Raw genomic sequence first — 14,400 nt, 5'->3', positions numbered from 1 at the left:
GTGCGGCGCGTCGGCAGCAGCGGGCGGTCCGGCGACCTACCCTGCGGACGTGGAGCCTTCCAGCCTCCCCGGTCCCGGGGACCGCGCGGGCGGCGAGCCGCCGGAGGAGTTCCGCGCTGCGCTGGAGGCGCTGGCCGGCGTGACCACCCGGCCCGAGATCGTCCTGGAGGCCATCCCGGCGCCGCAGCGGCTGGCGCCGCACGCGTTCGCGGTGGGGGCGCTGGTCACCGAGCCCGACGGCGACGAGCTCGTCGAGGTCGCCACCGGCCGGTTCATCGTCCTGCACGACCCGGCCGGCCACGACGCCTGGGCCGGCACCACCCGCTGCGTCGGCTACCTGTCGGCCACCACCGACGAGCACATGGTCGACGACGCGATGTTCTCCGAGGTCGCCTGGAGCTGGCTGACCGACGCCCTCGCCGACTGCGGCGCCACGTCGCACGCGCTGGGCGGCACCGTCACCCGCACCGCCTCGACCCGCTTCGGCGAGCTGGCCGGCCCCGAGCACTCGGTCGACGTGGAGATCCGCGCCTCCTGGACCCCGGACGACGGCCGGCTGGACCGGCACCTGAGCGCGTGGCTGGACGTGCTGGGCACCGCGGCCGGGCTGCCGCCGCCCGGCGTCCGGCTGCTCGGGCCGGCCACCCCCTGAGCCCACCACCGACGGCGCACCCCAGCGGGTGCCCGGCCCGGCAGGCCGGGCACTCACTACCATCGGGGTCCCGGGTCTGCCTGGCACCCGCGCGCCGGCGCCCCTCCCCGGGGGCCGCCGCGGTCCGTGCCGCGCGGGCGCGCGCCGTACCCGCTGTCGAGAAGGTGGACCTGCTCTGAGTACCGCGCCCCTCCCGGACGACGAGCCGGCCGCTCCCCCGGCGGTCCCCCTCCTCGCTCCCCGCGACGGGCTGCCACCGGTCATCGAGACCCCACCCGCGCTGGCCGGCTACGCCGAGGCGCTGGCCGCCGGCACCGGCCCGGTCGCCGTGGACGCCGAGCGCGCCTCCGGCTACCGCTACGGCCAGCGGGCCTACCTGGTGCAGCTGCGCCGCGCCGGCGCGGGCACCGGCCTGGTCGACCCCGTGCCGCTGCCGGACCTGTCGGTGGTGCAGGCGGCGATCGCGGACGCCGAGTGGGTGCTGCACGCGGCCAACCAGGACCTGCCCTGCCTGGCCGAGATCGGGCTGGTGCCGACGCGGCTGTTCGACACCGAGCTGGCTGCCCGGCTGGCCGGCCTGCCGCGGGTGGGCCTGGGCGCCGTCGTCGAGTCCCTGCTCGGGTTCTCGCTGCAGAAGGGCCACTCCGCCGCCGACTGGAGCACCCGGCCGCTGCCGGAGGAGTGGCTGGTCTACGCCGCGCTGGACGTCGAGGTGCTCGTCGACCTGCGCGACGCGCTGGCCGGGCTCCTGGCGGAGCAGGGCAAGACCGAGTGGGCGCGGCAGGAGTTCGACGCCATCCTCGCCGCCGGCCCGCCGGCGCCCAAGCCGGACCCGTGGCGGCGGACGTCGGGGGTGCACGGGCTGCGCGACCGCCGGCAGCTGGGCATGCTGCGGTCGCTGTGGCAGGCCCGCGACGAGCTGGCCCGCCGCCGCGACGTCGCCCCGGGACGGGTGCTGCCGGACGCGGCGATGGTGTCCGCGGTGCAGGCCGACCCGCGGACGGAGGCCGCGCTGCTCGAGCTGCCCGTCTTCCGCGGCCGGGCCAACCGCCGGCTGGTCGACACCTGGTTCGGCGCCCTGGCACGCGGCCGGGAGCTGCCGGAGACCGAGCTGCCGCAGCACAGCCGGCCCAGCGAGGGCCCGCCGCCGGCCAACCGCTGGGCCGACCGCGACCCGGCGGCCGCCACCCGGCTGCGGGCCGCCCGCGCCGCGCTGGCCGGGCTGGCCGCGGCGCACGCCGTCCCGGTGGAGAACCTGGTCTCCCCCGACCTGGTGCGCCGGCTCATGTGGAGCCCGCCCGAGCCCCGGGACGCCGACACGGTGGCCGCGGCGCTGTGCGCCGGTGGCGCCCGCGAGTGGCAGGTCGGGCTCACCCGCGACGTGCTCGCCGACGCGCTCACCCGCGCCTGAGAGGTCGCTCGGAGGCATGGGACCGCTTGGTCCGTCGGTTACCGGCGGGTAACTTGTCGGGTGCCGCGCCGTCCCGGCCGGTTCCCCACCCCCGCGGAGGTCCTGTGTCATCCCGAGAGCGGCCGTCACGCTCGCTGCGCGAGGTCGTCTTCGTCGACGGCGTGCGCACCCCCTTCGGCAAGGCCGGCCCGAAGGGCGTCTACGCCGAGACCCGCGCCGACGACCTCGTCGTCCGCGTCATCCGCGAGCTGCTGCGCCGCAACCCGGCGCTGCCGGCCGAGCGGGTCGACGAGGTGGCCATCGCCGCCAGCACCCAGGTCGGCGACCAGGGCCTCACCATCGGCCGCACCGCCGCGCTGCTGGCCGGGCTGCCCGCGTCCGTCCCGGGCTACGCCATCGACCGGATGTGCGCCGGCGCCATGACCGCCGTGACCACCACCGCCAGCGGCATCGCGTTCGGCGCCTACGACGTCGCCATCGCCGGCGGTGTCGAGCACATGGGCCGCCACCCGATGGGCGAGGGCGCCGATCCCAACCCGCGGTTCTTCAGCGAGCAGCTGGTCGACGGCTCGGCGCTGGTCATGGGCTCCACCGCGGAGAACCTGCACGACCGCTTCCCGCACCTGACCCGGGAGCGGGCCGACTCCTTCGCGCTGGCCAGCCAGCAGCGGTACGCCGAGGCCGTGGCCAACGGGCAGATCGGCCCGGAGCTGGTCAGCGTCGCCACCCGCAGCGCCGAGCACGGCTGGGGCCTGGCCACCGCCGACGAGCCGCCGCGGCCGGGCACCACCCCCGACGGGCTGGCCACGCTCAAGACCCCGTTCCGCCCGCACGGCCACGTGACCGCCGGCAACGCGGCGGGCCTCAACGACGGCGCCACCGGCTGCATCCTGGCCGCCGAGGAGGTGGCCGCCGAGCTGGGGCTCACCGCCGGCATGCGGCTGGTCGGCTACGGCTTCGCCGGCGTCGAGCCCGAGGTCATGGGCGTCGGCCCGGTGCCCTCCACCGAGCGCGCGCTGGCCCGCACCGGCCTGGCCATCGGCGACATCGGGCTGTTCGAGCTCAACGAGGCCTTCGCCGTCCAGGTGCTCGCCTTCCTCGACCACTTCGGCATCGCCGACGACGACGAGCGGGTCAACCCGTGGGGCGGCGCGATCGCCGTCGGCCACCCGCTGGCCTCCTCCGGCGTGCGGCTGATGACCCAGCTGTCCCGCCAGTTCGCCGAGCGGCCCGACGTCCGCTACGGCCTCACCGCCATGTGCGTGGGCCTGGGCATGGGCGCCACCGTCATCTGGGAGAACCCCGCCTGGGAAGGAGCAGACGAGTGACCGCCGCGGTGTTCGCCAGCGAGGTCGTGACCGAGGCGAGGGTCCGGTACCTGCGGGTGCCCGGCCTGGCCGGCGAGATCGCGCTGGTCACCCTCGACAACGGGCACGACCACACCCGCCCGTCCACCTTCGGCCCCGGCGGGCTGGCGTCGCTGGACGCCGCGCTCGACGCGATCGAGGCGCACACGCCGGCACCGGCGGCGATCGCCGTCACCGGCAAGCCGTTCGTCTTCGCCGTCGGCGCCGACCTCTCCGGCGTCCCGGCGGTCACCTCGGCCGGCCAGGCGCGGGAGCTCGCCGAGACCGGCCACCGGGTCTTCCGCCGGCTCAAGGACGCCGGCGTCCCGACGTTCGCGTTCGTCAACGGCGGGGCGCTCGGCGGCGGCCTGGAGCTGGCCCTGCACTGCTCCTACCGGACCGTCTCCAGCACCGCCGTCGTCGGCCTGCCCGAGGTCTTCCTCGGCCTGGTGCCCGGGTGGGGCGGCACCCAGCTGCTGCCGAACCTGATCGGCATCGACGCGGCGGTCACGGTGGCCGTGGAGAACGCGCTGGCGCAGAACCGGATGACGCCGGGACCCAGGGCGGCGAGGCTCGGCATCGCCGACGCGCTGTTCGAGCCGGCCGACTTCCTCGAGCGCTCGCTGGAGTGGGCCGCCGGCGTCCTCGCCGGGGACGTGACGGTCACCCGCCGGCCGGTGGACCGGGGGGCGTGGGACGACGCGATCGCCCGCGCCCGCGGCATCGTCGCGGCCCGCACCCGCAACGCCTCCCCCGGCGCCCTGCGGGCCGTCGAGCTGCTCGACCTCGCCCGCGACGGCGTCGACGGCGAGGCGTTCACCGCCGGCACCGCCGCCGAGGACGCCGCGCTGGCCGACCTGCTGATGAGCGACGAGCTGCGGGCCTCGCTGTACGCCTTCGACCTGGTGAGCAAGCGGGCGAAGCGGCCGGCCGGTGCCCCCGACGAGGGGCTGGCCCGCCCGGTCACCAGGGTCGGCGTGGTCGGGGCCGGGCTGATGGCCTCCCAGCTGGCGCTGCTGCTGGTGCGGCGGCTGGAGGTGCCCGTCGTCCTCACCGACGTCGACCAGGCGCGGGTGGACAAGGGCGTCGGCTGGGTGCACGGCCAGCTGGCGGAGCTGGCCGCCCGCGGCCGGCTGTCGCCGGACCGGCTCAACCGGCTCACGGGCCTGGTGACCGGCGCGCTGGACAAGGCCGCCTTCGCCGACGCCGACCTGGTCGTCGAGGCGGTGTTCGAGGAGATGTCGGTCAAGCAGCAGGTGTTCGCCGAGGTGGAGGCCGTGGTCTCGCCGGAGTGCGTGCTGGCCACCAACACCTCGGCGCTGTCGGTGACCGAGATGGCCGCCAAGCTGGCGCACCCGGAGCGGGTGGTGGGCCTGCACTTCTTCAACCCGGTCGCCGTCCTGCCGCTGGTGGAGGTGGTGCGCGCCGAGCGGACCGACGACGCCACGCTGGCCACCGCCTTCGCCGTCGGGAAGGCGCTGAAGAAGTCCTGCGTGCTGGTCGCCGACGCCCCGGCGTTCGTGGTCAACCGGCTGCTCACCCGGTTCCTCGGCGAGGTCACCGCCGCCGTCGAGCAGGGCACGCCGGTCGCCGTCGCCGAGCGTGCGCTGGACCCGCTGGGCCTGCCGATGACGCCGTTCGAGCTGCTCACGCTGGTCGGCCCGCCGGTGGCGCTGCACGTCGCCGAGCGGATGCACGAGGCCTTCCCCGACCGGTTCGCCGTCGGCGAGGGGCTGCGGCGGATGGTCGAGCTGGGCACGACGAGCGTGTACTCCGAGCCGGGCGCGGTCGACCCCGACCTCGCGGGCATCGATGCCGGCGACGCCCCGCTCACCGGGGAGCAGGTGCGCGAGCGCGCGGCAGGCGCGCTGGCCCAGGAGATCCGGCTGATGCTCGACGAGGGCGTCGTGCAGGCGGTGCAGGACGTCGACCTGTGCATGCTCCTGGGCGCCGGCTGGCCGTTCTGGCTGGGCGGCATCTCCGCCTACCTCGACCGCACCGGGGTGTCCGAGCGGGTCACCGGCGCGCGGTTCCTGCCGCGCGGGGTGGCGTCCCTGCCCGCCTGAGGAGCCGAGGGTGTGCGCCGGCGCCCGGTCCCCGGCGGGGGAACGGGGCGCCGGCGCACCCGCTCAGCGGAACCTGGCGGTGAGGCTGTCCATCGTCCGGTCCACCGAGGCGACCTTGACGTGCGAGATCCCGCTGGTCGCACCGGCGGCGAACATCGCCTCGTGCGCCGCACGGAGGGTGGCCCACACCGCGTCGGGCTCACCCTCGATCGTCGTGCCCAGCGCGCCGACCTCGTGCCGGAGGCCGGACGCCTGGATGACCCGGACGGCCGCCTCGACGTGCGCGTGCGGGTCCTCCGGCGTCCCGGCCGGCGAGGGCGCGACCTGGATCTCGGCGATCACGGCGTTTCCTCGCTGCCGCTCGTCAGCACCGTGATCGCAGGCGATGCTGCATCCTCGTGTGACCTCGCGAGCTCGGTCACGGCCGCTCCTCGACCACCTCGGCCACGCCGCCCTCGGCGCGCTCGGCCAGCACCGCCGTCCACTCGGCGATGCGGCGGGCGACGTCCTGCTCGGTGAGGCCCACGTCGGCGAGCACCTGGCCGACGCTGCCGTGCTCGAGGAACGCCTGCGGCAGGCCGAGCGACCGCAGCGGGACGTCGACGCCGCGGTCCTGCAGCGCCTGGGTCAGCGTGGTGCCGACACCGCCGGCCCGCCCGCCGTCCTCGACGGTGACCACCAGCCGGTGCGCGGCGGCCAGGTCCACCAGCTCGGTCGCGACCGGCAGCACCCACCGCGGGTCGACGACGGTGACCTCGATGCCGTGGTCGGCGGCCCGCTCCGCGGCGGCCAGGCACACCGGGACCATCGAGCCGACGGCGACCAGCAGCACCTCGGCCGCCGCACCGCGCCGCAGCACGTCGACCGGCCCGCGCCGCTCCAGCGCCGGGACGTCCACCGGCGGGGTGCCCTTGGGGAACCGCACGACGGTGGGCCCGTCGGTCACCTGGACCGCCTCGCGCAGCGCCTCGCGCAGCGTCGGCTCGTCGCGGGGCGCGGCCAGGCGCAGCCCGGGGACGACGGAGAGGATCGACATGTCCCACATGCCGTTGTGCGAGGCGCCGTCGCTGCCGGTGACCCCGGCCCGGTCCAGGACGACGGTCACCGGCTGGCGGTGCAGCGCGACGTCCATGAGCAGCTGGTCGAAGGCCCGGTTGAGGAACGTCGAGTAGACGGCGACCACCGGGTGCAGCCCGCCCATGGCCAGCCCCGCGGCCGAGGTGAGCGCGTGCTGCTCGGCGATGCCCACGTCGTAGGTGCGCTCCGGGAAGCGCTCGGCGAAGGCGGTCAGCCCGGTGGGGTGCAGCATCGCGGCGGTGATCGCCACGACGTCGGAGCGCTCGGCGCCGATCCGCGCCAGCTCGTCGCCGAAGGCCGTCGTCCAGTCCCGGCCGGCGGTGGCGGCGCTGGCGCCGCTGTCGGGGTCGAACACCCCGGTGGCGTGCCAGGCGTCGAGCTGGTCGGTCTCGGCCGGCGCGTAGCCGAAGCCCTTGGTGGTGACCGCGTGCACGATGACCGGCCCGCCGAAGGCCCGGGCCCGGCGCAGCGCGGACTCCATCGCCCGGATGTCGTGGCCGTCGACCGGGCCGATGTACTTCAGCCCGAGGTCCTCGAACATGCCCTGCGGGGACAGGACGTCCTTCAGGCCCTTCTTGACGGCGTGCAGCGCGTCGAACAGCGCCGAGCCGACGACCGGGGCGCGGTGCAGGGCCTGGCGGACGGCGAGCAGCATCTGCTCGTAGCCCGGGCGCAGCCGCAGCGAGGCCAGGGCGTCGGCGACCCCGCCGATGGTCGGCGAGTAGGAGCGGCCGTTGTCGTTGACCACGATGACCACCGGCCGGTCCCGGGCGCCGGCGATGTTGTTCAGCGCCTCCCAGGCCATGCCGCCGGTGAGCGCGCCGTCGCCGATGACCGCCACGACCGGCCGGTGCTCGCCGCGGACGGCGAGCGCCTTGGCCAGCCCGTCGGCGTAGGACAGCGAGGTCGAGGCGTGGCTGTTCTCCACCCAGTCGTGCTCGCTCTCCGCCCGGCAGGGGTAGCCGGACAGCCCGCCGCGCTGGCGCAGCTTCGCGAAGCCCTCGACCCGGCCGGTGAGCATCTTGTGCACGTAGCTCTGGTGGCCGGTGTCGAAGACGATCGGCTCGCGCGGGGAGTCGAACACCCGGTGCAGGGCGATGGTGAGCTCGACGGCGCCCAGGTTCGGGCCGAGGTGCCCGCCGGTCCGGGCGACGCTGGTGACCAGCGTGTCCCGGATGTCGGCGGCCAGGGCCGGCAGCTGCCCGGCGGGGAGCGCCTTGAGGTCGTCGGGGGTGCGGAGCGATCGCAGGAGCGACACGAGGAGGTGCGTCCTCTCCATCGGCGGCGGGGCACGGCGTCGTGAGGGCCGCCGACCCACTGTAGCCGCGCGCATGCAGGGTCTTCCGGCCGAGCACCGGCTCCGGATGCGGGCCTCAGAGGCGGGGCACCCAGCGCTCCCCCCGCAGCGCCCCGCCCACCGCGGCGACGCCGCGGGCGGCCGCGGCCAGCCGGGCGCCCTCCCGCTCGTAGGCCGCCATCGCCGCCTCCATCGCGTCCGGCGGCAGGTCGTCGGCCAGCTCCACCCGCACGGTGCGCCAGCCCGCGCGGGCGGCCTCCAGCCCCGCGGCCACGTGGTCGCGGGCGAACCGGGCGAGCAGCACCGGGTAGCGGCGCAGCACCTCGTGCGCCCGGTAGTCCGGCGGCACGAGGTCGAACAGCCAGACGACGGCGGTGTGCTCCCAGTCGGGGGCGCCGGGCGGCCGCACGGCTGCCGGCCAGCCGGGGGGCAGCGTCGGGTCCACCGCACCAGTGTGCCCCATCGGTCGAACACGCGTTCGACCGAGCGCGCCGGCCGGGGGGTCAGGAGGTGGGGCGCTTGAGCCAGAACTGCTCGAAGCCCCAGGTGCCCGCGCCGCTGGAGTGGTAGCTGACCAGCTCCCAGCCCTCGCTGCCGAGCCGGTTGAGGACCGAGCTGGTGTCGCCGGCCTGCCGCTCCAGCTGCCCGCCGGGGAGCTTGACGCTCACCCCGGCACGCAGTGACTGCGCGTCGTTGGCCGTGATGACCGAGGCGTACTCCCAGGTGGTCACGGTCAGCCACGGTAGCCGGTCGGCGTCCGCCCGCCCGCGGACGGCCGGGTCCCCGTCGGCAGGACCCTTCCGTCACGGCCGCACCCGCGATACCGTGACGGGGCGCGCCTGATCGAGTGCTCTCCGTGTCCAGAACCGGAGTCGCCCGGCTCCCGGGCCGCCGCACCCGCCGCTTCCCGTGCACGCCGAGGGGACCGCCCGCATGCTCCGCTCGTCCTCGCCCCGCACCGGCGGCTCCGGCCCCTCCCGGGCCGCGGCCACCGCCCTGGGGGTGCTGGCCTTCGTCGGCATGGCCGCCGGGCTGGGCGCCGTCGCGGCCGACGGGGGCGGGACGCCCGGGCCCGGCGCGGAGGCGGCCGTGCACACGGCGGTCGGCGGCGGCGTCGGCGAGGCGGTGCGGGCCGGCGAGATCGGCGACGCCGCCCGGGCCGGGGAGATCGGCGACGCCGCCCGCGCCGCGGACCCGACCGAGCCGGGCGCCTCCCCCGCCGCGCCGCCGCCCTCCTCCCCGGCCGCGCCGCCGCTCCAGGACACCGGGACGCCACCCGCCCCCGGGGCCCCGGCCGCCGACCCGCCCGCCGGAACGGGGACCACGCCGCCCGCCCCCGACGCCCCGGCGCCCGGCACCGCCGCGGGCAGCCTCGCCCCGGCCCCTGCGCCGGTCCCTGCGCCGGCCGCGGCCGCCCAGCCAGCCGCAGCCGCACCGGCCGCGGAACCCGCGCCGAGGGCCACGGCCCCGGCGGCCCCGGCGGCCCCGGCGGCGAAGGCGGCGGCCACGCCGGCCACGACACCGGGGACGACGGCGTCGGCCGTCCCCTCCACCGGCGCGCCCGCCCCCGGCACGCCGGCCCTGGTGCCGCAGGTCCTCCCCTCCCCCACACCGACGACGGCGGCACCGACGACCCCCGCGACGCCGGCGGGGACGACGGCACCCGCGACCGCCACCGCCGACACCACCGGCCGGGCGGGTCAGGGCTGGGACTGAGCGGCGGTCAGGGCCGGGCGAGCAGCGCCACGCACTCCACGTGCGCGGTCATCGGGAAGGCGTCGAACCCGCGCAGCCCGGCCAGCCGGTAGCCGCCCTCGGCGAAGGCCGCGACGTCGCGGGCCAGCGACGCCGGGTCGCAGGCGACGTAGACGACCGCGCGCGGCCCGGCGGCGGCGAGCACCCGGCTGACCGCCGCCCCGGCGCCGGCCCGAGGCGGGTCGAGGACGACGACGTCGGGGCCGGTGCCCAGCTCGGCCAGCAGGCCGGTGAGCCCCTCGGCGTCCACCTGGCCCTGCCACACCTCGGCCTGCGGCAGCGCGGCGAAGTTGGCCGCCGCGGCGGCGCAGGCGGCCTCGTCGGCCTCCACGCAGACCACCCGCCCCGCCGGCCCGGCCGCGGGGGCGAGCGCGCCGCCGAACAGGCCCGCCCCGGCGTAGAGGTCGAGCACCGTCTCCCCCGGCGCGACGGCGGCGAACCCGGCCACCGCGGCGGCCAGCGCGTCGGCGGCGGCCGGGTGCACCTGCCAGAAGCCGGTGCCCTCGACCTCCCAGTCCCGGCCGGCCGCGGACCGGGCGGCCCGGCCGGCCGGCGCCGGCCCGTCGGCGCCGACCACCCGGGTCGACTGCGGCCGGCCGCGGCGGTCCAGCCGGGTGGTGGTCACCGACCCGGCGGAGTCGACGGCCACGTCCACCGCCCCGGCGCCCGGCCACCGGCGGTCCAGCACCGCCCGGGCGGCCGGCTCCACGGTGATCGGGCAGTCGTCCAGCGGCACCAGGTCGTGCGAGCGGTGCCGGCGCAGCCCCGCGACCCCGGCCCGGTCGACGGCGAACCGGGTCCGGGTGCGCCAGCGCAGCGGCCCGCCGGGCAGCTCCTCGACGGCGAGGTCGCGCACCAGCGGGTCCTCGCCGGGCAGGCCGCCCAGCCGGGTCAGCTGCTCCCGGACCACCGCCGCCTTGAGCCGCCGCTGCCCGGCCGGCGCCACGTGCTGCCAGTCGCAGCCGCCGCAGCGCCCGGGCCCGCTGTGCGGGCAGGGCCGCTCGACGCGGTCGGGCGCGGCGTCCAGCACCTCGACGGCGTCGGCGCGGCAGAAGCCGGGCTGGCGGTCCTCGGTGACCCGGACGGTGACCCGCTCGCCGGGCAGCGCGTGCCGGACGAAGACCACCCGCCCCTCGTGCCGGGCCACGCAGTGCCCGCCGTGCGCGACCGGGCCGACGGTCACCTCGAACTCCCGCCCGGCCCACCCGCCGCCCCGGTCAGGCCGGTCTGCGCGTCCGCGGCGGGAGGGTGCGTCAGCCATACGGGGTGGCGTCGTGCTCGTCGGCCAGCCCGCGGCGCAGGTCGCCGGGTGCCGGCCCGGTGGCGCGCAGCCCGGCGTCCTCCCGGCCGATGGAGCTCTCCAGCTGCCATGGCACCGAGGTGATCATCACGCCGGGCTGGAACTGCAGCCGGGCGCGCAGCCGCAGCGCGCTCTGGTTGTGCAGCACGTTCTCCCACCAGTGGCCGACGACGTACTGCGGCACGAAGACGACGACCAGCTCCCGCGGGCTGTCCCGGCGGATGGACTTCACGAAGTCGACGACCGGCCGGGTGACCTCCCGGTAGGGCGACTCGAGCACGGTCAGCGGGACGGGGATGTCGTAGCGCTCCCACTGCTGCTGCAGCGCCCGGGTGTCGGCGCCGTCCACGTTGACGGTGAGCGCGGTGAGGTGGTCCGGGCGGGTGGCGCGGGCGAAGGCCAGCGCCCGCAGCGTCGGCTTGTGCACCCGGGAGACCAGCACGATGGCGTGCACCTTGCTGGGCAGCAGCCGGGAGTCCGCGTCGGGCACGAGCTGCTCGGCGACGTGCGAGTAGTGCCGGTTGATCGCGCGCATGAGCAGGAACAGGATCGGCATGGCGACCAGCACCAGCCAGGCGCCGCGGGAGAACTTGGTGATGACGATGATCACCAGGACGACGGTGGTCAGCGTGCCGCCGACGGTGTTGATGGCCTGGGAGCGGCGGATCCGGGCCCGGGCCCGGGGGTCGGTCTCGGTGCGCAGTTCCCGGTTCCAGTGCCGCACCATGCCCCACTGGCCGATGGAGAAGGCGGTGAAGACACCCAGGATGTAGAGCTGGATCAGCCGGGTGACGTCGGCGTCGAAGGCGACGATGAGCAGGATGGCGAACCCGGCGAGCAGCAGGATGCCGTTGCTGTAGACCAGCTTGTCGCCGCGGGTGTGCAGCTGGCGGGGCAGGAAGCGGTCCTGGGCGAGCACGGAGCCCAGCAGCGGGAAGCCGTTGAAGGCGGTGTTGGCCGCGAGGATGAGCACCAGCGCGGTGGCTGCCTGGACGTAGAAGAAGCCCGGCGAGGTGTCGCCGCCGAACGTGGCGGCGGCGATCTGGGCGATGACCGTGCGCTGCGGCTCGGTCTCGCAGGCGGTGAACCCCTCCAGGTCGCAGGGGAACTCGGTGTACCGGACGTCGGCGAGGATGGCCAGGGCGGTGACGCCGGAGAACATGGTCGCCGCCAGGCCGCCCATGAGCGCCAGCGTTGTGGCGGCGTTGCGGCTCTTCGGCGGCTTGAACGCCGGGACGCCGTTGGCGATGGCCTCGACCCCGGTGAGCGCGGTGCACCCGGAGGCGAAGGCGCGCAGGGCGAAGAACACCAGCGCCAGGCCGGTGACCTCCTCGTAGCCCTCCTCGGGGATGACGGTGTACTGGGCGCTCTCGGCGGTGATGCCGTCGCCGAAGAAGTGCCGCAGCAGGCCGGTCACGATCAGCACGAGGATCCCGCTGATGAACAGGTAGGCCGGGACGGCGAAGGTGCGGCCGGACTCGCGCACGCCGCGCAGGTTCATCGCCGACAGCAGGGTGACCAGGCCGACGGCGATGCTGACCCGGTACTCGTTGAGGGCGGGGAACGCCGAGATGATGTTGTCGGTGCCGGCGGAGACCGACACCGCCACGGTGAGCACGTAGTCGACCAGCAGCGCGCTGGCGACCACCAGGCCGGCGAACTGGCCGTGGTTCTTGATCGCCACCTCGTAGTCCCCGCCGCCCGAGGGGTAGGCGCGCACCACCTGCCGGTAGGACAGCACCACGGTGATGAGCAGCACGACCACGGCCACCGCCAGCCACGGCGTCAGAAACAGGAACGCCGTCCCGGCCAGGGTGAGCACGATGAGGATCTCCTGCGTGGCGTAGGCCACGGAGGACAGCGGGTCGCTGGCGAAGATCGGCAGGGCCAGGTGCTTGGGCAGCAGGGACTCCCCGAGCCGGTCGCTGCGCACGGGGCGGCCCAGCACCAGGCGCTTGGGGAGTTGTCCGAGCTCGGACAGGATCGGCACGGCGGCGATCGTACGGACGCCGCTCCCGCCGGCGCCCCCGCCGGGAGGGTGAGTTGCGGCGCTGCGCGGCACGGCCCCGGCGGCGGCCGGGTGTAGCTTCGCGGCCGGACACGCGCGGGCGGTCGGCGCCCGGGCACCGCACTCGTCAGCTCAGGAGTCCCCCGTGCACGTGGTCGTGATGGGCTGCGGCCGCGTCGGGTCGGCGATCGCCCGCCGCCTCGAGGACGTCGGCCACAGCGTGGCCGTGATCGACCAGGACCCGGAGGCGTTCCGCCGGCTGGGCCCGGACTTCGCCGGCCGCCAGGTGACCGGTCTGGGCTTCGACCGCCAGACGCTGCTGGACGCCGGCATCGACTCCGCCGGCGCGTTCGCCGCGGTGAGCAGCGGCGACAACTCCAACATCATCAGCGCCCGGGTGGCCCGCGAGACGTTCGGCGTCCAGCACGTCGTGGCCCGCATCTACGACTCCAAGCGCGCCGAGGTGTTCGAGCGCATGGGCATCCCCAGCGTGGCCACCGTGCCGTGGACGGTGAACCGGCTGATGCGGGAGCTGCTCTCGGTCAAGGTCAGCGAGCTGTGGCGGGAGCCCAGCGGGCAGGTCCTGCTCATGCGGGTCACGGTCACCGACGTCTGGGTGGGCCGCCGGCTCTCGGAGCTGGAGGTGGCGTCCGGGGCCCGGGCCTCGTGGCTGGTCCGCTACGGCGAGGCCCAGCTGCCGACGTCGTCCACCGTGCTGCAGGACGGCGACCAGCTCGTGGTCGCCGCGACCGACGCGATCAGCCACCGGGTGCACGAGGTGGTCGGGGCCGGCCCCGGAGGAGGGGGACACCCATGAGGGTCGCGATCGTGGGCGCGGGCGCCGTCGGGCGCTCGATCGCCGGGGAGCTGCTCTCCAACGGGCACACGGTCATGCTCATCGAGAAGGACGGCCGCAAGGTCCGCACCCGGGCGGTGCCCGGCGCGGAGTGGGTGCAGGCCGACGCCTGCGAGGTCTCCTCCCTGGAGGAGGCGCAGCTGGCCACCTGCGACGTCGTGGTCGCCGCCACCGGTGACGACAAGGCCAACCTGGTCGTCTCGCTGCTGGCCAAGACGGAGTTCGCGGTGAACCGCGTCGTCGCCCGGGTCAAGGACCCGCGCAACGAGTGGCTCTACACCGAGGCGTGGGGCGTCGACGTCGCGGTGTCCACGCCGCGGGTGCTCGCCGCCCTGGTCGAGGAGGCGGTCACGGTCGGCGACGTCGTCCGGCTGATGAGCTTCCGCAAGGGCGCGGCGAACCTGGTGGAGATCACCCTCGCCGAGGACACCCCGTGGGTGGGCAAGCCGCTGCGGGAGGTGCCGCTGCCGCGGGAGACGGTGCTGACCGCCGTCCTGCGCGGCGACCGGGTGATCACGCCGACCCCGGACGAGCCGCTGGAGGCCGGCGACGAGCTGTTGTTCGTCACCCACGCCGACGTCGAGGAGCAGCTGCAGCAGGTGCTCTCCCCCACCCACCCCTAGCGAGGAGCC

13 protein-coding genes are annotated in these 14,400 nt (G+C 76.3%); 7 read left to right on the top strand and 6 right to left on the bottom strand.

The window, feature by feature from the left end:
• Nucleotides 1–49: 49 nt before the first annotated feature.
• From CHB98_RS16565 to CHB98_RS16550, 4 genes are all read left to right on the top strand, one after another.
• The gene (locus tag CHB98_RS16565; RefSeq protein ID WP_089306692.1) at nt 50–652 is read left to right on the top strand and encodes a DUF3000 domain-containing protein; all 603 of its coding nucleotides are present in this window, start codon (nt 50–52) and stop codon (nt 650–652) included.
• Nucleotides 653–827: 175 nt separating this feature from the next.
• Nucleotides 828–2,063, top strand: coding sequence for an HRDC domain-containing protein (locus tag CHB98_RS16560; protein WP_089306729.1), 1,236 nt, complete (start codon nt 828–830; stop codon nt 2,061–2,063).
• 104 nt (nt 2,064–2,167) lie between these two features.
• Nucleotides 2,168–3,391: a thiolase family protein gene (locus CHB98_RS16555; protein WP_089306691.1), complete on the top strand. Its 1,224-nt coding sequence runs from the start codon at nt 2,168–2,170 to the stop codon at nt 3,389–3,391.
• A complete protein-coding gene (locus tag CHB98_RS16550; protein WP_089306690.1) occupies nt 3,388–5,475 on the top strand; it encodes a 3-hydroxyacyl-CoA dehydrogenase NAD-binding domain-containing protein in 2,088 nt (695 codons plus the stop codon). Before CHB98_RS16555 ends, CHB98_RS16550 begins: the two co-directional genes overlap by 4 nt.
• A 63-nt stretch (nt 5,476–5,538) precedes the next feature.
• Here CHB98_RS16550 and CHB98_RS16545 read toward each other — a convergent pair whose 3' ends face one another.
• From CHB98_RS16545 to CHB98_RS16530, 4 genes are all read right to left on the bottom strand, one after another.
• A complete protein-coding gene (locus tag CHB98_RS16545) occupies nt 5,539–5,817 on the bottom strand; it encodes a thiamine-binding protein (RefSeq protein WP_089306689.1) in 279 nt (92 codons plus the stop codon).
• Nucleotides 5,818–5,893: 76 nt separating this feature from the next.
• A complete protein-coding gene (gene dxs, locus CHB98_RS16540) occupies nt 5,894–7,810 on the bottom strand; it encodes a 1-deoxy-D-xylulose-5-phosphate synthase (RefSeq protein ID WP_089306688.1) in 1,917 nt (638 codons plus the stop codon).
• Between the two features lie 115 nt (nt 7,811–7,925).
• Nucleotides 7,926–8,294: a hypothetical protein gene (locus tag CHB98_RS16535; protein WP_245821265.1), complete on the bottom strand. Its 369-nt coding sequence runs from the start codon at nt 8,292–8,294 to the stop codon at nt 7,926–7,928.
• 58 nt (nt 8,295–8,352) lie between these two features.
• Nucleotides 8,353–8,580 carry a DUF4177 domain-containing protein gene (locus CHB98_RS16530; protein WP_089306686.1) on the bottom strand — a complete coding sequence of 76 codons (228 nt, stop codon included), beginning with the start codon at nt 8,578–8,580 and terminating at the stop codon, nt 8,353–8,355.
• Between the two features lie 202 nt (nt 8,581–8,782).
• On the opposite strand from CHB98_RS16530, the gene CHB98_RS16525 reads away from it, so the two are divergent.
• Nucleotides 8,783–9,565, top strand: a complete 783-nt coding sequence (locus CHB98_RS16525) for a hypothetical protein (RefSeq protein ID WP_089306685.1) — start codon at nt 8,783–8,785, stop codon at nt 9,563–9,565.
• A 7-nt stretch (nt 9,566–9,572) separates the two neighbouring features.
• On the opposite strand, the gene CHB98_RS16520 is transcribed toward CHB98_RS16525, so the two are convergent.
• Both CHB98_RS16520 and CHB98_RS16515 read right to left on the bottom strand, forming a co-directional pair.
• Complete coding sequence (locus CHB98_RS16520; RefSeq protein ID WP_089306684.1) at nt 9,573–10,865, bottom strand: class I SAM-dependent RNA methyltransferase; 1,293 nt, start codon at nt 10,863–10,865, stop codon at nt 9,573–9,575.
• Nucleotides 10,858–12,894 carry an APC family permease gene (locus CHB98_RS16515; protein ID WP_089306683.1) on the bottom strand — a complete coding sequence of 679 codons (2,037 nt, stop codon included), beginning with the start codon at nt 12,892–12,894 and terminating at the stop codon, nt 10,858–10,860. The genes CHB98_RS16520 and CHB98_RS16515 overlap by 8 nt, the downstream gene beginning before the upstream one ends.
• Before the next feature lie 163 nt (nt 12,895–13,057).
• Here CHB98_RS16515 and CHB98_RS16510 point away from each other — a divergent pair, with 163 nt between their 5' ends.
• On the top strand, nt 13,058–13,729 hold the full coding sequence (locus CHB98_RS16510) for a potassium channel family protein (RefSeq protein WP_089306682.1): 672 nt from the start codon (nt 13,058–13,060) through the stop codon (nt 13,727–13,729).
• Entirely contained in the window at nt 13,726–14,391 is a 666-nt protein-coding gene (locus CHB98_RS16505) for a potassium channel family protein (RefSeq protein ID WP_089306681.1), read from the top strand. The genes CHB98_RS16510 and CHB98_RS16505 overlap by 4 nt, the downstream gene beginning before the upstream one ends.
• Nucleotides 14,392–14,400: the final 9 nt, after the last annotated feature.

Origin of the sequence: Geodermatophilus pulveris (assembly GCF_900188375.1) — a bacterium.
GTDB lineage: Bacteria > Actinomycetota > Actinomycetes > Mycobacteriales > Geodermatophilaceae > Geodermatophilus > Geodermatophilus pulveris.
The sequence above is the reverse complement of the archived record's forward strand: the minus strand, read 5'-3'. Positions and strand labels throughout refer to the sequence as shown.